The sequence below is a fragment of the Actinoplanes sp. NPDC049802 genome (assembly GCF_040656595.1).
Taxonomy (GTDB): Bacteria; Actinomycetota; Actinomycetes; order Mycobacteriales; family Micromonosporaceae; genus Actinoplanes.
This window is the reverse complement of record NZ_JBFAMR010000058.1, coordinates 15,924-36,228: the sequence shown is the minus strand read 5'-3', so window position 1 is coordinate 36,228 and position 20,305 is coordinate 15,924. Positions and strand designations below refer to the sequence as shown.

Below are 20,305 nucleotides of genomic sequence, written 5' to 3'. Positions count from 1 at the left end.
CGGATCATGCGCCCTCTGGCGAGGGCGTTCGTCGCACCTGAGGGTGCCGCGGAAGGGCGTCATGAATATTCTCCTGCTTACGGACGGCAAGCTCGACGTGTTGCCGGTACTGGACCTGCTGCCGCACACCGTCCAGATCGCGCCGCGCGGCGACACGGCCGCGGCGAAAGGGCCTGACGTGGACGCGGTCCTGGTCGACGCCAGTGACCAGATGAGCCAGGCCCGCGCGGCCTGCCGGCTCCTCCGGGCGAACGGGCTGACGGTGCCGTTGATCGCGGTGGTCCGCGAAGCCGGGCTGGTCTCCGTCGCGGTCGACTGGTGCATCGACGACTTCCTGTTGACGACCGCCGGCCCGGCGGAGGTGGCGGCCCGGCTGAGCATGGCGGTGAAGCGGCTCGGAGCGGAGGCCGCGACCGGGCAGGGGACGATCGAATTCGGCGATCTGACCATCGATGCGCACAGCTACACGACCAGGCTGCGCGGCGAGTCCCTGGCCCTGACCTACAAGGAGTTCGAGCTGCTCAAGTTCCTCGCTCAGCAGCCCGGCCGGGTGTTCAGCCGGGATCAGTTGCTGCGTGAGGTCTGGGGCTACGACTACTTCGGCGGCACCCGCACCGTGGACGTGCACGTGCGCCGTCTGCGGGCCAAGCTCGGGCCCCGCTACGAGGCGATGATCGGGACCGTCCGTCAGGTCGGCTACAAGTTCGTGGCACCGACGGGGAGTTCCTCTCGATCCGGCGGCGCCTATGCCGCTGCCCGTGCGGTCTACGACGAGGCGATGCGCTCCCCGGCGGCCTGGGACCGGACGCCGGTGTCGTCGGCGACCGCACACCCGTGACACCGGGCGATCCTCGTCGGATCGCCGCCCTGAGCGACGGGTATGCCGGTCGGCGTACCCGTCGCGCCCCGATCTTTGCGCCGCCCTTCGGGTATGTCGGCCGGCGTACCCGTCGCGGCCAGGTCTTGGCGCCGCCCTTCCGGTACGCCGGCCGGCGTACCCGTCGCGTTCAGGTCTCGGCGTCCCCTTCGGGGCTGCGGGCGCGTCGCGACAAGGTCTTGGCGTCCCCTTCGGGGCTGCGGGCCGGCGGGCGTGTCGTGGCTTCCTCCCGGCGCTCGCCGTCGGTGCTGCCGGCCGCCGGATCGGCGTCGGCCGGCCCCGGTCAGCGGTTCGTCGGCACCGCGGCGCCGAGCGCGGCGGACACGTCCCGGGCGGCGGCGATGACCTCCGGCGCCCGGGCCTCAAGCCCGGTCATGTCAATGTCCATGGCCAGGGTGGACACCGAGATGCCACCGAGCACCTGCCCGGTGTGGTCGAAGACGGCCGCGCCGACGCAGCGGATGCCCGGCTCGTTCTCCTCGTCGTCGACCGCGTAGCCGAGAGCGCGGACCCGGGCCAGATGGGTCAGCAGGTCCTCCTCGCTGGTGATGGTGCGGGGCGTCCGCGGGGCGAGCCCGGTGCGCCGGCAGATCGCCAGGACCTCCTCGTCGCTCAGCTCGGCCAGGACGGCCTTGCCGATGGCGGTCGTGTGCAGCGCGATGCTCATGCCGATGCGTGACGGCATCTGGTACGGCCGGCGCCCCTCCTGCTTGTCGACATACACCGCCTCGTCGACACTGCGGATCGCGAAGTGTGTGGTGAAGCCGGTGGTCTCGCGCAGGGCGCGAAGCGCGCCGGACGCCTGGCGGGCCGGGTCGAATCGGTGCATGACCCGGCCGGCCAGGGTGAGGATCCGCGTGCCGGGCTCGTAGGTGCCGAGCCCGTCGGGCCGGGCGAAACCCCACGTGACGAGCGACTGGAGGATCCGGTGCACGGTCGACTTGGAGACACCCGTCGCCACGGCGATGTCGGTGACGCGGTGGTGCTCGGCGAGCGCCTCGAGCACCGCCAGCGTCTTGTCGATGGAACTGCCTTCCCTGGCCACCGATTCAGCCTACTGGCAGCGTGTCGGCGGGTTCGGAGCCGCGGTTACCGGGCAAGCCATCCGCCGTCGACGGCGAGCACGTGACCGTTGACGTAATCGGCAGCGGCGGAGGCGAGGAAGACCACGGCGCCGGCCACGTCGTCCGGCCGGCCCCACCGTCCGGCCGGGATCCGTGACCGGATCTCCGGCTCGCGGACCGGGTCGGCGCGCAGGGCGGCGGTGTTGTCGGTGGCGATGTACCCCGGAGCGACCGCATTGACCTGCACTCCTCCCCCGGCCCATTCGCAGGCCAGCGCTTTGGTCAGCCCGGCGACGCCGTGCTTGGCGGCGGTGTATCCGGGCACCTGCACACCACCCTGGAACGACAGCATCGACGCCACCGAGATGATCTTTCCGTGACCGCGGGCCAGCATCGGCACCCCGACGGCCCGGCTCAGCTGGAACACCGCCTCCAGGTTGACGTCCATGACCGCGCGCCAGTCGTCGAGGGTGTGCTCGGCGGCCGGCGCGCGCCGGATGATCCCGGCATTGTTGACCAGGATGTCCACCGCGGGCAGTTCCGACACAGCGGCCGGGATGGCCGCGGTGTCGGAGAGGTCGAACACCCAGCGGGTGGCGTTGCCGCCGGCTTTGCGGACGTCCTTCTCCACGCCGTCGAGGTCGTCCGAGCGGCCGTGCAGCACCAGGTCGGCTCCGGCCCGGGCGAGCGCCACCGCGACGGCCCGGCCGATCCCGCCGCGCGAGCCGGTGACCAGTGCGGTCCGGCCGTGGAGGGAGAACATCGACGAGACCGGCTCGGTCACCGCAGGTCGCCGATCGCCACCGGTTCCACGTCGTCGTACGCCTGGTTCTCCCCGCCCATGGCCCAGACGAACGCGTAGCTGCGGGTGCCGAACCCGCAGTGCACCGACCAGTACGGAGAGATCACGGCCTGCTCCGGCGCCACGACGAGGTTGCGGGTCGCGTCGGGCGGGCCCATCAGGTGCATCACCCGGTCGGACTCGGGCAGGTCGAAGTAGAAGTACACCTCGGTGCGGCGCTCGTGGGTGTGGCACGGCATGGTGTTCCACATGCTGCCCGGCTCGAGCACCGTGACGCCGAGCACGAGCTGGCAGCTCTGGATGCCCTTGAGATGGATGAACTTGTAGATCGTCCGCTCGTTGGAGGTCTCCCGGGCGCCGAGCCGCACCGGTTCGGCGTCGTCGAGGGTGGCCTTGGCGGTCGGGTGGCTGGTGTGGGCGGGTGTGGAGACGAGGTAGAACCGGCCGTCGAAGCTCACCTGCCGGGCGCCGCGCCCGACATAGAGGACCTCCCGGGGGCCCAGCTCGTGGCGGGCGCCGTCGACGGTGATCGTGCCCGGGCCGCCGACGTTGACGACGCCCAGCTCGCGGCGCTCCAGGAAGTAGGCCGATCGCAGCTCTGCGGGGCAGGGCAGCTCTGCGGCGCCCGCCACGCCGCCCACCACGATGCGGTCCTCGTGGGAGTAGGTCAGCCGGACCTCACCGGGGCGGAACAGGTCCTCCACGAGGAACCGGCTCCGCAGCCGCTCGGTGTCCATGCCGGCCAGCTGGTCGGGGGCCGTGGCGGGTCGTGACTCCATCAACGCTCCTCATCCCATCACATAGGACAGATTTCCACTACACGGAACAGCCTATCGGCGTCGGGCGGGCGGCGTAGCCCACAGGGGCCGCCGCCCGCCCGCGTTCACGCCGCGGAGACCGGCTTCGCCTCCGGCGCCGGATCGCTCTCCAGCGAATCGATGAGCTCGTCGCGCCGCTGCGTCTGCTCCGGGCGGAGCAGGCCGATCACCACGTAGAGCACCAGCGAGGTGACCAGCGGAACCCCGACCACCATCGTCTGGCTGGTCTCCTCCAGGACCCACTTGATCACCACCCAGACGCCGAGGCCGGCCGCCCAGGAGACCAGTGCCGCGGTCGGCCCGCTGCGCCGGAACCACGGCAGCAACCCGAGCATCAGCGGGATGGAGATCGGGCCCATGGTCGCCGCCACCAGGTCGATCACGATCTTCAGGACCACGCCCTGGCCCTCGGTGCTGATGGCGATCACCATGCTGATCGCCACGAACGCGAACGTCGTGATCCGGGCGAAGGTCAGCGCCGCGCTCTCACTGAGATCACGCACCCGGCGCACCAGGCGCGGGGCGATGTCACGGGTCACCACCGACGAGATCACGTTGGCGTCCGAGGACACCATCGCCATCGTGTGCGAGAAGAAGCCCGCCAGCACCAGACCGATGATGCCCGGGGGCAGCAGGGTCTTGGCCAGTTCGACGTACGCCTGCTCGGGGTTCGCCAGACCGGGAACGATCAGCGGCGCGGCGAACATCGGCATGAACAGGATCAGCGGCCAGACCAGCCACAGACCGCTGGACAGCAGGGCGGACCGCTTGGCCGCCGAACCGGACGGCGCGGCCATGTACCGCTGCGCCAGGTTCCACATGCCACCGTTGTACTCGAAGGTCTTGATGAACAGCAGAGCCAGGAAGAACGTCAGGGTGTACGGCCCGCTGAACGGATCGCCGCGCCCCTCCGGCAGTTCGTCCCACATCGTCCACAGCGTGGAGACGCCGCCGAGGTGGGCCATGAAGGCGAAGAACATCGCGATGCCGGCAACACCCTGGATGACGAACTGACCGAAGTCGGTGAGCACGTCCGCCCACAGGCCGCCGAGGGTGATGTAGACGAGTGTGACGGCGCCGGTGATCACGATGCCCCACATGATCGGCACCCCGGCGAAGCCCCGCAGCAGCACCGCGATGGCCACCCACTTGGCGGCGATGTCCACCACCTTGAGCAGCGCGCCGCTGTAGGCGAGCGCCTGCTGGGTGGGGACGTTGTAGCGGCGGGCCAGGTACTCCAGCGGGGACGCCACCCCGTACCGGGACCGGAGCCTGTTCCACCGGGCGGCGAAGACGAAGGCGCCGATGCCGACACCGAGGCCGATGGTGAGCGCCCACCACACGTACATGGCGAGCCCGTAGTTGTAGGCGACGGCCGCGAAGGCCACGAACATGATGGCGCTGTATCCGGACATGTGGTGCGAGATTCCGGAGAGCCACCACGGGATCATGCCCCTCGCGGTGAAGAAGTCGGCGACATTGTGGACACGGCTCTTGGCCCACAGTCCGATGCCGATCATGACAAGGAAATACCCGCTGAGTACCGACCAGTCGAGCGTGGTCACGTGCTCCCCCTCCAATGTGTGGCGCGGGTTACAGAGACGTTTCGCTCCGTGGATGTTCTGCTACACGGAATGCCTTGTCAATACACGGAACACAAAGATGCCGATCCATGCCTACGGGCTTGACAGCGTTCCGCTGCACAGAACAATGTTCCTGCTTATGAAAAACGCGCTGAGGCACCACGACCACCCCGGCTGCGGCCCTCCCGCGCGGCCGGGTCCGCCGACGCTCACCTCAGGGCCACGAACCTCAGCCCTTTGGCCTGGAGAGCGGGGATGACGGTCTTCAGCGAAGCCAGCGTCTGGGACCGGTCGCCGCCGCCGTCGTGGCAGAGCAGGATCTGGCCGGGCTTCGCGGCGAGCAGGCGCTTGGTGATGTGGGAGACGCCCGGGCGGGCCCAGTCACGCGGATCGGTCGTCCAGTCCATCGGGATCACGCCGCTCCTGGAGACCGATTCAGCCAGGGCTTTGGACCAGGCGCCACCCGGGGAACGGAACAGGGCCGGGGCGTACCCGGTAGTGCTGTAGATCTTGTCCTGCGCTCGATGGATCTCCTTGAGCATCACGTGGGGCGGCAGCTTGGCCAGCTTGATCGGATGGCTCCAGGTGTGGTTCGCGATCAGGTGGCCGTCGGCGGCGACGTCACGCGCGGTGGGTTCGTGACCGAGGACCTGGTTGCCGATCATGCAGAACAGCGCCGGTACGTGGTGCTTCTCCAACAAGCGCAGGATCCGGGGCGTCCACACCGGGTGCGGCCCGTCGTCGATGGTGAGCGCGATGGCGTCGGCGGGGAACGGGTCACCCGGGACCAGCTTGCGGAAATCCTTGAGCGTGTGCACCGGGACCTTGATGACCGGCGCCGCGGACCTGGTCGGCGCCGGGGTCACGCTGGGCGAGGGGGCCGGCTCGCTGACGGCCAGGTTGGGGGCCCTGGTGATCTCGGGCTCGCCGCGACGGGCCAGGGCGGCGACCGTGCCACCGATCAAAGCAGCGCCGGCGGCGGCCGGGACCGCCCAGAGCAGGCGGCGGCGGGGGAAGGACCTGGCCGGCTGGAGCGTGACGGGAGGGGCCGTCAGCGCGATCGCCGGCTCGGAGGGCGGCGCGGTGACGGTCGGCGCGGTCCGCGGGGCAGGCGCAGACGGCTGGGTGACCGGCGGCGCGACTCTCGATTCCGGCGAGACCCGGGGCTTGGGCAGCGCGATCGTCGGCTCGGACTCCTCCACCGCGGTCGCGGCGGTCACCTCCCCCACCGCGAGGGCGACCGTCTCCTCTTCGGAAGCCGTGCCGGCGATCTCGGCCGCCGTCAAGGCCACTGTCGGATCGGACTCGGTCCGGTCCGGAACGGAATCCGAAGCCGAGGAGCCGGCCGACAGATCAACCGTCGGGTCGGAGTTCTCCGCGGCCTGCAAGGTGACCGTCTGGTCGGCCGTCTGGTCGGCCGTCTGGTCGGCCGTCTGGTCGGCCGTCTGGTCGGCCGTCTGGTCGGAGTTCTCCGCGGCCTGCAAGGTGACCGTCTGGTCGGCCGTCGGGTCGGCCGTCGGGTCGGAGCCCTCCGCGGCCGGCAGGGCGACCGTCGGGTCGCTGTCGCCGGCGTCTCCGGGCCCGCTCAAGGCGACCGTGGGTTCCGCCGGCTCATCGACCTCGACGGCTTCGGCGGGCGTGCCGTTCCGCGGCGCGGGGATGGGCTTATCGGTGTTCATCGGTGGGATTGTCGCGCCCGGGGTCAAATCGGCCTTCATCTGTATCTTGGCAACGCGCGACCCGCTCCGGCCGGATCTACACACCCTCTCGGCCCGGCTGGCCTGCGACGGGAACGGTGGGCGATCACGCGATCACAGCGCCACCTCGCGAACCGGGCGACTCCGTCGCTCCCGTAACGTTCACCACATTCAAGATCAACACGAGACCGTACGGCCGCGGCGACACCCCCGAATCGCGGGCTGCCGGCACCGCGGGGTCATGCGACCAGCCGCGTCTACGTGCTGGCCGGATTCGCCTCCGACATCGCGGAGGCCGCTGCCGCCGCGGTACGCGGTCCTGGGCGCGACCCCTACTCGTGGAAGCTTCGGCGGCCGGCACCTCACCCGGACCGTGGTGCTCAGATGTCGGCGAGGCTGGACCGCCCGATCGGGGTGAGGCCGGCCAGGATCAGGGCGAGCCGTTCGGTGTGGTCCCAGTCGAGACGGGCCGCCAGCAGCATCGCCGGCAGCGCCGACAACGGCGCCGTCATGTCGACGGTCTGCTCGGGGTCGAACACGAGCTCGTGGTCCTCCAGACGTGCGCGGAACGCGTCGGTGGCCAGTGACAGCAGCTGGTTGGGAACGTCGTCGAACACCAGCCCCGGATCGGTGAAGGCGTCGTCGTACGGCACACCGGCGAGCAGTTCGAGAGTGCCGACGTCCCCGGCCAGCACGAGGTCCGCGCACGTGTGGGCGTGTTCGAGACCGTCGAGCAGGTACCGATCCGACCACTCCTGCTCCCAGGTTCCGGCGGCGAGCCCCGATCCCGACTGGTAGGTGGGCAGGGTGTCGCCGGTCGGTGCGTCGAACAGGTCACCCAGCGTGCCGGGCGCCCGGAACCGGTCGTGCTTCCGGCACCAGTCCTGGTCGAGGCCCGACAGCGAGACCCCACGGCGCGTGCGTTCCCGGTTCGTCTCGTTCGCCCGGCGGCCCCACGTCGAGACGTCGTAGCCGCTGTCCACCACCTCGACGTCGGCGGCGGGGGCGTCGAGAGCCTCGTACAGATAGGTGAGGAGGTTCGCCTTCGCGTAGTCGGCGGCGAACCGCAACCCGGCGGGCGACGCCTCGGGGACGGCGAACGATCGACGACGGGCGAGGACGGCGTCGATCCTCGCCTGGCGGGCCAGGTGCTCCACCGAAGGTTTCCACTGCCTGCGCGACATCGTCAAACCGTATCGGGTGACACGGGCGCGTCGCTGAGTTGCGGCTCCCTCAGTCGCCGGGGCGCGTACCCTGCACGACCGGGCGGCCGGACCGCTGCCAGGCCTGGGTGCCGCCGGCCACCGACCACGCGTCGACGCTCCAGCCGACCGGCGCTGTGGACGCCCACCAGCGCACGAGGTTCAGGCGTATCCCGATGGGTGATAGCGGCACAGGTGGAGTCCGTCGGCCCTGGTTCGTAGATCTGGGTGGCACGACGATCGGGCACCATGTGGATTGGTTCCCAAAGGCGGGTCCCGTCGAGACGCGGCAACCGCGGCGGTGTAACCACCGCCGGATCCGACCCGGCTCACGGGCGAACTCCCTTCCCCGGGGACCTGCCGGGGTCGCCTCCGCGAGGGCCCGACGCCGCTATATCGGAAATGTCTCAGATATGGCGCTTCGGGCGGTTCGCCGCTGCAGCACGAGGAAAGGCGACACACTGTGGATGAAAGATCTGATTGCGTGGCGTGCTTCCTCCGTCAGGGCACCGACGTCAGTCACCTTCTCCCGGAAGGCCCGGCAAGGCGTTCCCTGATGGCAACGGTCGAACGCTTGGCGTACGAGGCGGATCCGGCTCGGCCGTCCGTCGCGGTCGGGCAGACCCTGCACCGAAGCCTGCGGGCGCTGACCGGCGATCCTGATCCCTACCTCGGCGCCAAGATCGTGTTCAACAAGCTCATCCTGGGGCTGGTGCCGGAACTGAGGCGGATGATTCAGCAGGCGCCGGATCCACTGCTGCTGACCGTCCGCCTGGCGATCGCCGCCAACGTCATCGACCTCGGCTCGGACTCCACGCTCACCCCCGCAGCGGCGCTCTCCGCGCTGCGTGGCGTGCTTCAGGCATCGTTCCACGAGGACTGGACCGCGTTCACCACCGCACTGTCCCGAGCGAGGAGCATTCTGTACCTGACCGACAACGCCGGGGAGATCGTCGTCGACCGGCTGCTCGTGGAGGCGATCGGCCCGGACCGGGTCACCGTCGCCGTGCGAGGTGGGCCGATCATCAACGACGCGACGATCGAGGACGCGCGAGCAACCGGACTCGACAGCCTCGTGGAGGTCATCGACAACGGCTCGGACGCGCCCGGCACGTTGCTCGACGAGTGCGGGCTCGCGTTCCGCGAGCGATTCGAGGCCGCCGACATGATCATCGCCAAGGGGCAGGGCAACTTCGAGACCCTCAGTGACGTGGACCGTCCCCTGTTCTTCCTGTTCAAGGTAAAGTGCCCGGTCATCGCCGCACACGCCGGGCTGCCGATGGGAACCCACGCGCTGATCGGCAGGAGCCGTCCCTCAGCCGACCGTCCACGACCCGACGAAGGAGAGCACCCCTGTGGGTGAATCAGCCATTGCCGACCAGATCACCGAGGCGCTGAGAGACGTCCTCGAACCGGAGATCGGCGTCAACGTCGTGGATCTGGGCCTGCTGTACGGGGTACGGACGGACGACGGCGAGATCGCGGTCACCATGACGCAGACCTCGCCCTGGTGCCCGGACGCCGACCTGCTCAGAGCCCAGGTGCACCAGGCGCTCGACGGCCTCGGCCTGAACCACACCATCAGCGTCACCTGGGCGCGAAAACCCGTCTGGGGCCCGGAGCGCATCACCCCGGACGGCCTCGACCAGCTACGGGCCCTCGGTCTCAACCTGTGAGCCGCTGAAGGGGCCTCGGTGAGCCCACCACGATCCGGGACGTCCATGGCGGCCTGCGAGTGCTGCCGGCGCCGCACCGGTTCCACCGGACCGGGCCAGCGGTTCAAAATCCGTGAGGCGGGAACCCCGGCCGTTCATTCAAGAGCGGGTGGTCGACTGCTTCGGCAGGCGTACCTCGACGCGCAGACCAGGGTGATTGTCGCCGAGGGTGACCGAACCGCGATGCCGGCGGACCAGCTCGCGGACGATGGCGAGGCCGAGGCCGGAGCCGCCGGCATCGCGGGCCCGGGCGTCGTCGAGGCGCGTGAAGCGCTGGAACACCTTCTCGCGGTCGCGCTCCGGGATGCCGGGACCGTCGTCGGTGACCACGATGAGCAGTTCGGCGCCGTCGGCGGCGGCGCTGACGGTCACCTTCTCGCGCTTGTGCCGCTCCGCGTTGTCCAGCAGGTTCGTCACCACCCGGGCCAGCGCGTCCGGCTCGGCGAGCGTGGTCAGCGGCTCACCCGGATCCTGGTACTCCACATCGGGGTAGCGCAGCGCGGCCTCGCCGACGAACTGGCCGAGGTCGATCTCCTCGAGGCGGGTGGCGGGCAGGCCCTCGTCCGAGCGGGCCAGCAGCAGCAGGTCGTCGACCAGGCGGGACAGCCGCTGCACATCGGCGAGGAGATCGTCGGTGAGCGCCGGCCAGTCGGTGTCGTCCGGCAGATGCTGCGCGACCTCCAGCTCGGTACGGATGTTGGTGAGCGGACTGCGTAACTCGTGCGCGGCGTCGGCGACGAACGCGCGCTGCCGTGCGCGGGCCGCGTCGAGGCGGTGCAGCATGTCGTTGAGGGTCACGGCCAGCCGGTGGACCTCGTCGCGGGAGTCGGGCAGCGGCAGCCGTCCGGCCCGGGCGCCGCCGGTGATCTCCTCGGCGCCGGCGCGCAGCGCGTCGACCGGCCGCAGCGCCGCGCCCAGCGCACGCCAGATCCCGGCCGCCAGCAGCGCCGCCAGCAGCGGAAAGAGGATCAGCAGGGTGATTCGCAGAATGTACAGATTCTGGGTGACGTGATCGATGGATCGGGCCACCAGGATGCGCACCGGCGCGGTCGGTGGACCGGCGGTGAGCTGCACGACGCGGGCCTCGCCCTGGTCGTGGATCAGGTATCCGGGAATCTGCCTGCCCTCGCCGTCGCGCATGCCGGCGAGCTCTCGGGCGCCGAGCATCGGGGTGAGGTCGTCGGCGGTGGCCGATGACGCGAGCACCTTGTTGTCCCGGTCGATGACCTGCACCTGCACGCCGGGGGTGACCGGGATCGGGTTCGGCAGGGCGCCCTGGTCGACCCAGGCGGCCACACCGCGGGCGGTGGCCATCGCCTCGCTCTGCACCGAGCGGACCTGGGCGTATCCCAGGACCGCGATCAGCAGGACGGCGCCGGCCGCCAGGCCGAAGACGAGGCCCGCGATCGAGACGAGCAGCAGCCGCGCCCGCAGGCTCAGCTCCTTGAGACGGCGCATCGGCTACTCGACGATCGCCAGCCGGTAGCCGGCGCCGCGGACCGTCTCCAGCCGCTCCCGGCCGATCTTGCGGCGCAGGTAGCCGACATACACCTCCACCGCGTTCGGTGCGGTCTCCAGCGCGGCGTCCCAGACGTGATCGAGCAGCTCGGTCTTGGAGACCACCTGGCCGGGACGGCGCATCAGGTACTCCAGCAGGGCGAACTCACGCGCGGTGAGGGTCACCTCGTCGCCGCGCACGAGGACCCGGCGTTCCGCCGGGTCGAGCTCGACGTCACCGAACGCCAGCACGACGGGCCGGGCCTGGGCGCCGCGGCGCAGCAGGGCGCGCAGACGGGCCAGCAAGACGACGTACGAGAAAGGCTTGGTCAGATAGTCGTCCGCACCGCAGTCGAGTCCATCGGCCTGGTCGTACTCCCCGTCCTTGGCGCTGAGCATCAGCACCGGCAGCCAGTGCCGCTCGGCGCGCAACTGGCGGACCACCCGGTAACCGGAGAGGCGGGGCAGCATCACGTCCAGGATCATCGCGTCATAGCCACCGTGGCGGGCCATCTCGAGACCGTCCTGGCCGTCAGCGGCGACGTCCACCGCGAAACCCTCGGCCTGCAGGCCACGCCTCAGGGCAGCGGCCAGCCGCGCCTCGTCCTCCACCACCAGCAACCGCACTCACCCACCTTGGCACGCCGCAGCTCGCTTTCGTCAGCAGCTCTCAGCGGCTTCTCAGCGGCTCGGCGGCGCCCCGGACGGCCGTGGCGCGCCCGGCACGCCGGACGGTGTCCCGTCCCCGGTCAGCTGTCCGCCGGTCGGGGTGGTCGTGGTGTCCACACCGACCTCGAGGGTCACCGTGTAGCCGCTCATCGCGTCGCCGGTGACCGTGGCCAGCTGGAGCGCGCCGGAGTCCTCGCCGAACACGGTGTCGTCGTCCAGCGAGACCCGGGCGAGATTGGTGGCCGAGGCCGCGTACCCGATCTGGGTGTATGCCTCTTCGCAGATGTTCTCCGGGAGCGCGACCTGCGACGTGGCGATCACCTTCGAGACGTCGGTGATGCCGGCCACGTCGGGGTAGACCTCGAAGTGGACGTGCGGCCACCGGCCGGGGTAGCAGGCCGGGAAGATGCTGGTGAAGGTGACCTCGCCGGCGTCGTCGGCGACCTGGACGCCGCGAAGGTAGTTCTCGCCGGTGATGCCCTCGGAGTAGAGCGAGTAGGCGCCGGCCCGGTCGCATTGCCAGATGTAGACGGCGACTCCGGTGAAGGCCGCGCTGCCGTTGGCGAGATCCTGGACGGCCAGGGTGAGCGTCATCGGCACGCCCTCGGCGCGGGCACTCGCGCCGCCGAAGCTGGAGCGGATGTCGCTGCGGACCACACCGCTGCCGGCCAGCAGACCGGAGCCCGAGTACGGTCCGGCGGTCTCGTCCGGGATCTCGCCGACCACCAGGTTCGTCTCGGTGGTCATGGTCTTCTCGTCGTTCCCGCAAGCGCCGAGACCGAGCGCCGCCGCGCCCAGGCCGAAGGCGCGCAGCACCTGGCGACGGCGCATCGTGGCCAGGTCGAAGGCCAGTCCCTGGTGCAGAATGTCTTCGTCGGGACGGGGCAGTGGACGCCCCGAATTGGAAGCCATGAAGTCCCCTTTTGCCGGTTATAAGGCTATATCGCCGTCAGACCCCTAGGGGCATTTCTCAGCAGGATCACAGCGGCACCGGAGCAGGATTGGCCGCAGAGATTCGGGAGGTGGACATCGTGTCCGTGTTGAGGTCCAGGCCGGCGCTGCGCTGGCTGGTCCCGTCGGCTGCGGCGGTAGTGGTGATCGGGGGCGGCGCAGCCGCCGGAACGATCGTGGCGAACGCCGCTGATCCCGCACTGCCCGAGCGCAGTGCCGCGCAACTGCTCGTCGACTTGCAGAGCGCTGATCCGGAAGGGCTGTCCGGCACCGTCGTGCAGAGCGCGGACCTGGGGCTTCCGGGCATCGCGGGGCTGCTCGGCAACGTCTCCGGCGGCAGCGGGAACCTGACCAGCCTGATCGCCGGAAGCAACACCGCCCGCGTCTGGTACGCGGGTGAGGACAAGGCTCGCTTCGCGCTGCTGGGCACCAGCGGCGAGACCGACGTCATCCGCAACGGTTCGGACGTGTGGGTCTGGAGCAGCAAGGACAACACCGGTACGCATGTGAAGCTGCCGGCCGAAGCCGCCAAGGAACTGGAGAAGGCCCCCGCCGGGGTGCCGACGTCGCCGCAGGAGGCCGCGGACGCGGCCCTCGCCGCGATCGACGACTCCACCAAGGTGGAGACGACCGGCCTCGCCGAGGTGGCCGGGCGGGACGCGTACGAGCTGGTGCTGAGCCCGAAGGACAGCGCCTCACTGGTCGGGCAGGTGCGGTTGGCGATCGACGCCGAGCACCACATCCCGCTGCGGGTGGACGTCTACGCGAAGAACGCCGCCAAGCCCGCGTTCCGGGTGGCGTTCGAGCAGATCACCTTCGAGGTTCCGGCGGACGACCAGTTCAGCTTCAACCCGCCGCCGGGCGCGAAGATCAGCGAGGGCGAGTTCGGCGACCACACCGCCAAGCCGTCGGAGGGCGCGCCGGCCAAGCCGTCGGAGAAGGCGCCGGCCGGTGCTCCGGAGAGCGACGACGTGAAGGTCATCGGCGAGGGCTGGACGACGATCGTGGTCGGCGAGGCGCCGTCGCTCGACGGGCTGGAGGGCGCCAAGCCGTCCGGGTCGGCGTCCGCTGAGGAGGAACAGGCCGGCCAGGTCGCCGAGCAGTTCCTCGGCACCCTGGAGAAGGTCAGCGGCTCCTGGGGCAGCGGCCGGCTGCTTCGCGGTTCGCTGTTCAGCGTGCTGCTGACCGACGACGGCCGGGTGCTCGGCGGCCTCGTCTCCCCGGAGGCCCTGTACGCGGCGGCCGCCAAGTAGCAGTCGCATTCCGAGAACGCCCCGGGGCCACGGCCCCGGGGCGTTTTTTGGGTTGAGAGTTATAGAACTCTTCCCGTTTTCATGACAGCATGGAGGAGCAAGAGTTCTAGAACTCCAAGGAGACCCCTCATGTCCGTGCTCGCCTCGATGGCTCCGCCCAGCAGTGGCCGCTTCGGCGACTTCGGCGGGCGCTACGTGCCCGAGTCCCTCGTCCCGGCTTGCGCCGCGCTGGAGACCGCCTTCCGGGAGGCCTGGACCGATCCGGCATTCCACGAGCGCCTCGCCGAGTTACGCTCCGTCTACGCGGGCCGGCCCACCGCGCTGACCCCGGCCACCACCCTCTCCACCGAGTTGGGCATCACCCTGCTGCTCAAGCGGGAGGATCTGGCCCACACCGGCTCCCACAAAATCAACAATGTGCTGGGTCAGGCGCTGCTCGCCCAGCGGATGGGCAAGACCCGCCTGATCGCCGAGACCGGCGCCGGCCAGCACGGCGTGGCCACCGCCACCGCGGCCGCCCTGTTCGGCATGCGGGCCACCGTCTACATGGGCGAGCGTGACATGGCCCGGCAGCGGCTCAACGTCTTCCGGATGCAACTGCTCGGCGCCGAGGTGATCCCGGTGACCTCCGGCAGCCGCACCCTCAAGGACGCCACCAACGAGGCCATGCGCGGCTGGGTCACCGCCGTCGAGGAAGCCCACTTCTGCCTCGGCTCGGTGGCCGGGCCACACCCGTACCCGTGGTTGGTCCGTCAGTTCCAGCGAGTGATCGGCGAGGAGGCCCGCGCCCAGGCCCCGCTCCAACCCGACGTGGTGGTGGCTTGCGTCGGCGGCGGATCCAACGCGGCCGGCACGTTCGCCGGGTTCGCCGACACCCGCGCACGCCTCGTCGGGGTCGAGGCCGCCGGTGGAGCCGCTATGAGCCACGGTCGGCCCGGCATCGTCCACGGCTACCGCTCCATGCTGCTCCAGGACGAGCAGGGCCAGATCCTGGAGGCCGAGTCCATCTCCGCGGGCCTCGACTACCCCGGCATCGGCCCCGAGCACGCCCACCTCGGCGCCTCCAGCCGCGCGGAGTATGTGACGGTGACCGACGACGAGGCGGTCGCCGCGCTCGGCCGGCTGGCCCGCGCCGAGGGCATCATCTGCGCGCTGGAGTCGGCGCACGCGGTCGCCTGGGTGCTCCGCGCCGCCGGCACTCCGGAGCTGCCGACCGGCTCCACGGTGCTGCTCACCGTCTCCGGGCGGGGCGACAAGGACATGGCCACGCTCGCCGGAGTGATGGAGTGACCTTCTCCTCCTCCCACGCCCATCCCGCACCGCCCTGAACGGGCCGGCCATGCCGCCTGCCCCAGCCCATGCTGGGGTGACCTGGCTGGTCACACCACCGGCATCAGCACTCATCGCCCGGCACTGCACCAGCACAGGGCGCCCCAGGGCCGGCCCGGATCACACCGGCGCTGAGACCGGCACGCCCTCGGCCCCAGGCCGCCCGCTGCCGCCGGCGGCGGGCCACCCGATTTCTGCGTTCGCACGCGGTTCGCCCGCGCGCCCGACCGATTGGAGTTGCCGTATGAAGCGGCTCTACCCCTACCTGACCGGTGGCATCACCGAGGACTGGACCGACTACCTGCTCGCCTACCAGGAGGCCGGCGCCGACGCCATCGAGATCGGGCTGCCCTTCTCCGATCCGATGCTCGACGGTGTGACCATCCAGCAGGCCTCCGACCGGGCGCTGCGCCGTGGCGCCACGGTGGACACGATCCTGGGCGACCTCGCCGCGGTCCGTGACCGGATCAACATCCCACTGTTCGCCATGACCTATGCGAATCTGGTGTTCCGCGACGGCCCCGCGGTGTTCTGCCGACGGCTGGCCGACGCCGGCGTCACCGGGCTCATCGTGCCTGACGTGCCGATCGACGAGGCCGGCGCGCTCTCCGCCACGGCCGCCACGGCCGGGGTCGACCTCGTCCTGCTCGCCGCCCCGGTCACACCGCCGGAGCGGCTTGCCGAGATCGGCGCCCGCAGCCGCGGATTCGTCTACGCGGTCAGCCTCCTGGGCACCACCGGCGAGCGCGACGAACTGGCCGCCACCGCTGCCCCGCTCGCCGCCCGGATCAAGGAGGTCACCAGCCTGCCGGTGCTGATCGGATTCGGCGTCTCCACCCCCGGACAGGCCGCCGCCGCGGCCCGGGCCGGGGACGGGGTCGTCGTGGCCTCGGCGCTGATGCGTAGGGTTCTGGACGGGGCCGCACCCGGCGATCTGTTCGATGACGTCGCCGCGCTGCGGGCCGCCGTCGACCAGGCCGACCAGGAGGTGCCCGCTGACCGCGCGTATGCCGAAGTATCAGGTGATCGCGGCTGACCTGAGCAGCAAGATCCGTGACGGAGAGCTGCCGGCGGGTTCCGCGCTGCCACCGCAGAAGGAACTCAGCGCCCGCTACGGGGTCACCCTGGCGACGCTGCGGCAGGCGCTGAAACAGCTGGAGGACGAAGGGCTGCTCTCCCAGCAGGCGGGCCGTGGGACGTTCGTGTTCTCGCCCCGGGCGACATACACGCTCGACTCGCTGCGAGGTTTCGCCGAGGATCTGCGTGCCCAGGGGCAGACGGTGACCACCGAAATCCTCGACCAGGCCACCGGCACTCCCCCGGACTGGGCCGCCGCCACCCTTGGCGACGGCCCCGCCGTCCGTCTCGAGCGGCTGCGACTGGTCGCCGGGCGTCCCGCTGTCCACCAGCTCTCGTGGATTCGTGGCACCGTCCTGGCCGGCGCCGACCTGAGCGGCACCTCGCTGTATGCCGCCCTGGCCGAGCACGGCATCGGAGTCCGGCGGGCGTCCGAGGTGGTGCGGCCGGCGCTGCTGGAGAAACCGGTGGCCGCCCTGCTGCGCCGCTCCCCCGGCGAGGCGGTCCTGCAATCGGAGCGGATCTCCTACGGCCTGGACGACTCGGCCCTGGTGGTCGACCGTGCGACCATCCTCGGCTCGGCCATGGAGATCCGCACCGAGCGCGCGGTACACGGCCTCACCCTCCAGTGGAGCCGACCATCCTCCTGACCATCGACCGGTCGGTGGTGCCGCCGGATCACGTCGCTCGCACGGAGCTTTCCCTGAATCGTCGGACCCGGCTCAGCCATGACGGATCGCTGTGAAACACGGCGGAAGCGATGCGGCCGCCGGCCGGGGTTGCCGCCGAGGTTCGGCCCCGGGCTGGTCTTCGTCAGTCGCGAGGATCGGTGTGATCGGGTGCCCGAGCAGCACGGGCACCTCGGCGAGTTCCGTGGCGCCAGTTCGTACCCGGCGCGGGTCGGATTCATGAACCGCACCTCGAATCGGGCGAATTTGACCGGCCAGTCGTGGCCCAGGGAATCCAGCGCGGTGACCGTTCCGCAGCAGGGTCCCCGGAGGTCGAAGCTGTCGTCCTGCTCCCCGATCAGGCCGGAGAACCAGTACACGTCGATCTCTCGGCGCAGTTCGCGCATGAGATCTCGGTGGTGTTCTCCCCGGCGCTGATCATGGTGACCCGCTCGTAGAACCTGGCCTCCACCTTCTCCGCCCCGGCCACGTGAATCGGCGCCGCCTCGGCGCCTTCAGGCGTGGTTTGCCATCACCTGCCGGCCGGGATCACCCGGAAGTGGGCGTCACTCACGATGCGTGGATCTTCGCGGGTTCCGGAGCCACCGTGCGTGCCCGTGGGACGGCCGCCGCCGGGCGCCGGCTCCGCAGCAGGGTGTAGGCGACGATCAACAGCGCGGCCGCGGCGAAGGCGTCGAGCCAGTAATGGTTGCCGGTGGCGACGACCACCAGCAGCGTGATCACCGGATGCAGCAGCCAGAGGGCCCGATAGCGGGACGAGGTCGCGGCGATCAGGGCGATCGCGACGACCAGCGCCCAACCGACGTGCAGACTCGGCATGGCCGCGTACTGGTTGGAGATCTGATCGGTCTCCGGCGGGCCGTAGACGGCCGGGCCGTAGAGCCGGCCGAGATCCAGCATCCCGGTCTCGCTCAGCATCCGGGGCGGTGCCAGGGGACACACGAAATGCACGGCCAGAGCCGCACCCGTCAGCGAGACCAGCACGTTGCGGGTCCACCGGTAGTGGGCGGGCCGGTACCGGTACAGCCAGATCAGGCAGGCCGCCGTCGCCGGAAAATGCACGTAGGCGTAGTAGCCGTTGGCCACCTCGACCAGGACGCCCCAGTCCAGCAGGCACTGCTGGACGGCCAGTTCACCGGGCAGGCGCAACCATCGCTCGGCGTCCCAGATTGCGCGCGCGTTGCGGAACGCCTCCTCGACGTGACCGTCCGCCGCCAGCCGCGCCACCTTGTAGAGAAGGAACAGCGCCGCGATCAGCGCGAACTCCCGCAGCGCCGACAGTCGCCCGCCCACGGCCGGCTTCTCCGGCGCGCCGAGGCCCGCCTCCGCGCGCCCCGCGGCGGTCGATCGTGGCGACCTACCGGGCCGCCCGGCTGCGGCGGACCTGGGCAGACCGCTCAGGTCGGCCGTCCCGTCCGTCGTCGGCGACCCGGCCACCCGGCCGGCCGCGGCGGACCTGGGCAGGCCACTCAGGTCGGCCGTCCCGTCCGTCATCGGCGACCCGGCCACCCGGCCGGCCGCGGCGGACCTGGGCAGGCCACTCAGGTCGGCCGTCCCGTCCGTCGTCGGCGACCCGGCCACACGGCCGGTCGCGGCGGGAACCGGCAAAGCGCCGGAGCGGCCTTTGACGATCTGGAGTTCCTCGTCGGCCATGCGGCGGGCAGCGGAGGCACCCGCGTGGTTCCAGCGCTGTCCGGTGGTCGCGGCCGAAAGGGCCTGGTCGACCGGCTGGCTTTCGATGGGCGCCGGGCCCCGTTGCGCGATCAGGCGTGTGGTGGACGGAGGTAAGGACTCGGAGGTGTCCTCCGCGTCACCGGTACGTGAAATCGTCATGACACTCCCCCGTCGATCAAGGGGCCTAGCATCTGACGATCTTGCCTATTGGGCAAGATTTAATCGGGAAGATCACCGTTCGTTCCCTCGGCCACACCTGCGGCGAGCAACACGATCAGGGCCGCGAACGAGCCGGCCAGCGCCTGCCACCGGGCGCCGGCCGCGTACCAGGAAAGGAACGGCAGAAAGGTGACCGCGGTGATCAGGCCGGCCACGACGGCGCGGCGCCGGCGGGCGGGAAGCAGGCCCAGGCAGATCCATGGAAGGCGGCCGGCCGGGATCAGCACGCGAACGGCCAGACCCACCGTCACGAACACCATGACGACGGCGGCTCCACGGCCCAGCAGCTCCGCCGGAGGCCACCACTGGCCGATCACGGCGAGGAAGGCGGTGAACGGGACACCGGCGAGAAGGCCGCGGCGCAGGCCGGCGAGCAGACCACGGATGGGCCAGGTGAGGGCGGGCGCACCGTACCGGTCGGGTTGATCGGCGGCGAGCCCCCGGAGGCCACGCATGGCGTCGCGGACACGCATGCGTTCCGCGTCGAGCAGGGCCATCATCCAGCGGCCGTCGGCGTCGCCGGGATCCTCGGCGAGGGCCCGGGCCGCCGCCGCGCGTGCGGCATCACGGTTACCGGCGAGGTGCTCCGCTTCCGCCAGGGCCATCAGATCCGGTACGGAGTTCGGCGCGATCCCGACCGCACGGCCGGCCGCCTCGCGGGCCCCCGCGAGGTCGCGGCGCGACATGAGACAGCGGGCGACGGAGCGGTGCGGTTCCGGGGCGTCCGGACGCAGCCGGGCCGCTTCGTGGGCCGCGGCCAGCGCATCATCCAGCCGGGACACGAGAAGCAGGCACTCGGCGTACTCGATGTGCAGGACGGCCATGTCCGGCGCCGCGGCGACAGCGGCCTCCGCGGAGACCAGCGCGCCCGGATAGTGGCCTTGCAGCCGTTGGAGCCCGGCGAGCAGACCGAGCAGTTCCGCATCGGCGGGTGTCTCGGTGAGACCGGTGCGGACGGCCGCCTCGGCCTGCTCCAGCCGTCCGACGTCGGCGAGCGCCCGAGCCCGGGCGGCGGCGCTCACCGGCGACCCCACGGCAAGCGCGCCTCGCCCAGCGCGGGCGCCGGAGGCTTGAGGCGGTCCGCGGGCGCAAGCCGAGTCAAAGCGGCAACCCGAATCGCGATGGCAACGCCGACCACAGGAGCACACCGAACCGCAGGGACAACCCGAATCGCGAGCGCAACGCCGAC

19 protein-coding genes are annotated in these 20,305 nt (G+C 70.8%); 7 read left to right on the top strand and 12 right to left on the bottom strand.

Annotation, left to right across the window (positions count from 1 at the left end; genetic code table 11):
- Window positions 1–61 precede the first annotated feature (61 nt).
- On the top strand, window positions 62–838 hold the full coding sequence (locus AB0I88_RS30545; protein WP_361032305.1) for a response regulator transcription factor: 777 nt from the start codon (window positions 62–64) through the stop codon (window positions 836–838).
- Window positions 839–1,160: 322 nt separating this feature from the next.
- Here the strand turns inward: AB0I88_RS30545 and AB0I88_RS30540 are convergent, their stop codons facing one another.
- The 7 genes from AB0I88_RS30540 to AB0I88_RS30510 form a co-directional block, all read right to left on the bottom strand.
- Window positions 1,161–1,922, bottom strand: coding sequence for an IclR family transcriptional regulator (locus tag AB0I88_RS30540; RefSeq protein WP_361032302.1), 762 nt, complete (start codon window positions 1,920–1,922; stop codon window positions 1,161–1,163).
- A 44-nt stretch (window positions 1,923–1,966) separates the two neighbouring features.
- Complete coding sequence (locus AB0I88_RS30535; protein ID WP_361032299.1) at window positions 1,967–2,725, bottom strand: SDR family oxidoreductase; 759 nt, start codon at window positions 2,723–2,725, stop codon at window positions 1,967–1,969.
- On the bottom strand, window positions 2,722–3,522 hold the full coding sequence (kduI, locus tag AB0I88_RS30530) for a 5-dehydro-4-deoxy-D-glucuronate isomerase (protein ID WP_361032296.1): 801 nt from the start codon (window positions 3,520–3,522) through the stop codon (window positions 2,722–2,724). Before kduI ends, AB0I88_RS30535 begins: the two co-directional genes overlap by 4 nt.
- 104 nt (window positions 3,523–3,626) lie before the next feature.
- Complete coding sequence (locus AB0I88_RS30525) at window positions 3,627–5,126, bottom strand: sodium:solute symporter family protein (protein ID WP_361032293.1); 1,500 nt, start codon at window positions 5,124–5,126, stop codon at window positions 3,627–3,629.
- Between the two features lie 227 nt (window positions 5,127–5,353).
- On the bottom strand, window positions 5,354–6,823 hold the full coding sequence (locus tag AB0I88_RS30520) for a polysaccharide deacetylase family protein (protein WP_361032290.1): 1,470 nt from the start codon (window positions 6,821–6,823) through the stop codon (window positions 5,354–5,356).
- 398 nt (window positions 6,824–7,221) lie between these two features.
- Window positions 7,222–8,025 carry a hypothetical protein gene (locus AB0I88_RS30515; RefSeq protein ID WP_361032287.1) on the bottom strand — a complete coding sequence of 268 codons (804 nt, stop codon included), beginning with the start codon at window positions 8,023–8,025 and terminating at the stop codon, window positions 7,222–7,224.
- Window positions 8,026–8,074: 49 nt separating this feature from the next.
- Window positions 8,075–8,236, bottom strand: coding sequence for a hypothetical protein (locus AB0I88_RS30510; protein ID WP_361032284.1), 162 nt, complete (start codon window positions 8,234–8,236; stop codon window positions 8,075–8,077).
- 270 nt (window positions 8,237–8,506) lie between these two features.
- On the opposite strand from AB0I88_RS30510, the gene AB0I88_RS30505 reads away from it, so the two are divergent.
- Entirely contained in the window at window positions 8,507–9,406 is a 900-nt protein-coding gene (locus AB0I88_RS30505) for an ARMT1-like domain-containing protein (RefSeq protein WP_361032281.1), read from the top strand.
- Window positions 9,399–9,719 (top strand): metal-sulfur cluster assembly factor, encoded by a 321-nt coding sequence (locus AB0I88_RS30500; protein ID WP_361032278.1) that lies wholly within the window; start codon window positions 9,399–9,401, stop codon window positions 9,717–9,719. Before AB0I88_RS30505 ends, AB0I88_RS30500 begins: the two co-directional genes overlap by 8 nt.
- A 138-nt stretch (window positions 9,720–9,857) precedes the next feature.
- On the opposite strand, the gene AB0I88_RS30495 is transcribed toward AB0I88_RS30500, so the two are convergent.
- From AB0I88_RS30495 to AB0I88_RS30485, 3 genes are read right to left on the bottom strand one after another with little or no spacing between them, the layout of a single operon-like run.
- Window positions 9,858–11,216, bottom strand: a complete 1,359-nt coding sequence (locus AB0I88_RS30495; protein WP_361032275.1) for a HAMP domain-containing sensor histidine kinase — start codon at window positions 11,214–11,216, stop codon at window positions 9,858–9,860.
- 3 nt (window positions 11,217–11,219) lie between these two features.
- Window positions 11,220–11,882, bottom strand: a complete 663-nt coding sequence (locus AB0I88_RS30490) for a response regulator transcription factor (RefSeq protein WP_361032272.1) — start codon at window positions 11,880–11,882, stop codon at window positions 11,220–11,222.
- Window positions 11,883–11,936: 54 nt separating this feature from the next.
- A complete protein-coding gene (locus tag AB0I88_RS30485; protein ID WP_361032269.1) occupies window positions 11,937–12,836 on the bottom strand; it encodes a 3,4-dioxygenase subunit beta in 900 nt (299 codons plus the stop codon).
- A gap of 119 nt (window positions 12,837–12,955) precedes the next feature.
- Here AB0I88_RS30485 and AB0I88_RS30480 point away from each other — a divergent pair, with 119 nt between their 5' ends.
- From AB0I88_RS30480 to AB0I88_RS30465, 4 genes are all read left to right on the top strand, one after another.
- Window positions 12,956–14,128 (top strand): DUF2092 domain-containing protein, encoded by a 1,173-nt coding sequence (locus tag AB0I88_RS30480; RefSeq protein WP_361032266.1) that lies wholly within the window; start codon window positions 12,956–12,958, stop codon window positions 14,126–14,128.
- Window positions 14,129–14,257: 129 nt separating this feature from the next.
- Window positions 14,258–15,418, top strand: coding sequence for a tryptophan synthase subunit beta (gene trpB, locus AB0I88_RS30475; protein WP_361032263.1), 1,161 nt, complete (start codon window positions 14,258–14,260; stop codon window positions 15,416–15,418).
- 283 nt (window positions 15,419–15,701) lie between these two features.
- Entirely contained in the window at window positions 15,702–16,493 is a 792-nt protein-coding gene (gene trpA / locus AB0I88_RS30470; protein WP_361032260.1) for a tryptophan synthase subunit alpha, read from the top strand.
- Window positions 16,480–17,184 (top strand): GntR family transcriptional regulator, encoded by a 705-nt coding sequence (locus AB0I88_RS30465; RefSeq protein ID WP_361032257.1) that lies wholly within the window; start codon window positions 16,480–16,482, stop codon window positions 17,182–17,184. The genes trpA and AB0I88_RS30465 overlap by 14 nt, the downstream gene beginning before the upstream one ends.
- Window positions 17,185–17,772: 588 nt before the next feature.
- On the opposite strand, the gene AB0I88_RS30460 is transcribed toward AB0I88_RS30465, so the two are convergent.
- On the bottom strand, window positions 17,773–19,056 hold the full coding sequence (locus AB0I88_RS30460) for a phosphatase PAP2 family protein (protein WP_361032254.1): 1,284 nt from the start codon (window positions 19,054–19,056) through the stop codon (window positions 17,773–17,775).
- A gap of 59 nt (window positions 19,057–19,115) precedes the next feature.
- The gene (locus tag AB0I88_RS30455) at window positions 19,116–20,138 is read right to left on the bottom strand and encodes a tetratricopeptide repeat protein (RefSeq protein ID WP_361032251.1); all 1,023 of its coding nucleotides are present in this window, start codon (window positions 20,136–20,138) and stop codon (window positions 19,116–19,118) included.
- Between the last annotated feature and the right edge of the window lie 167 nt (window positions 20,139–20,305).

Coding starts and splice junctions, on each gene's coding strand:
- trpA (WP_361032260.1), top strand. CDS start 15,702: ATGAAGCGGCTCTACCCCTACCTGACCGGTGGCATCACCGAGGACTGG.
- AB0I88_RS30460 (WP_361032254.1), bottom strand. CDS start 19,056: ATGACGATTTCACGTACCGGTGACGCGGAGGACACCTCCGAGTCCTTA.
- trpB (WP_361032263.1), top strand. CDS start 14,258: ATGTCCGTGCTCGCCTCGATGGCTCCGCCCAGCAGTGGCCGCTTCGGC.
- AB0I88_RS30545 (WP_361032305.1), top strand. CDS start 62: ATGAATATTCTCCTGCTTACGGACGGCAAGCTCGACGTGTTGCCGGTA.
- AB0I88_RS30495 (WP_361032275.1), bottom strand. CDS start 11,216: ATGCGCCGTCTCAAGGAGCTGAGCCTGCGGGCGCGGCTGCTGCTCGTC.
- AB0I88_RS30520 (WP_361032290.1), bottom strand. CDS start 6,823: ATGAACACCGATAAGCCCATCCCCGCGCCGCGGAACGGCACGCCCGCC.
- kduI (WP_361032296.1), bottom strand. CDS start 3,522: ATGGAGTCACGACCCGCCACGGCCCCCGACCAGCTGGCCGGCATGGAC.
- AB0I88_RS30485 (WP_361032269.1), bottom strand. CDS start 12,836: ATGGCTTCCAATTCGGGGCGTCCACTGCCCCGTCCCGACGAAGACATT.
- AB0I88_RS30515 (WP_361032287.1), bottom strand. CDS start 8,025: ATGTCGCGCAGGCAGTGGAAACCTTCGGTGGAGCACCTGGCCCGCCAG.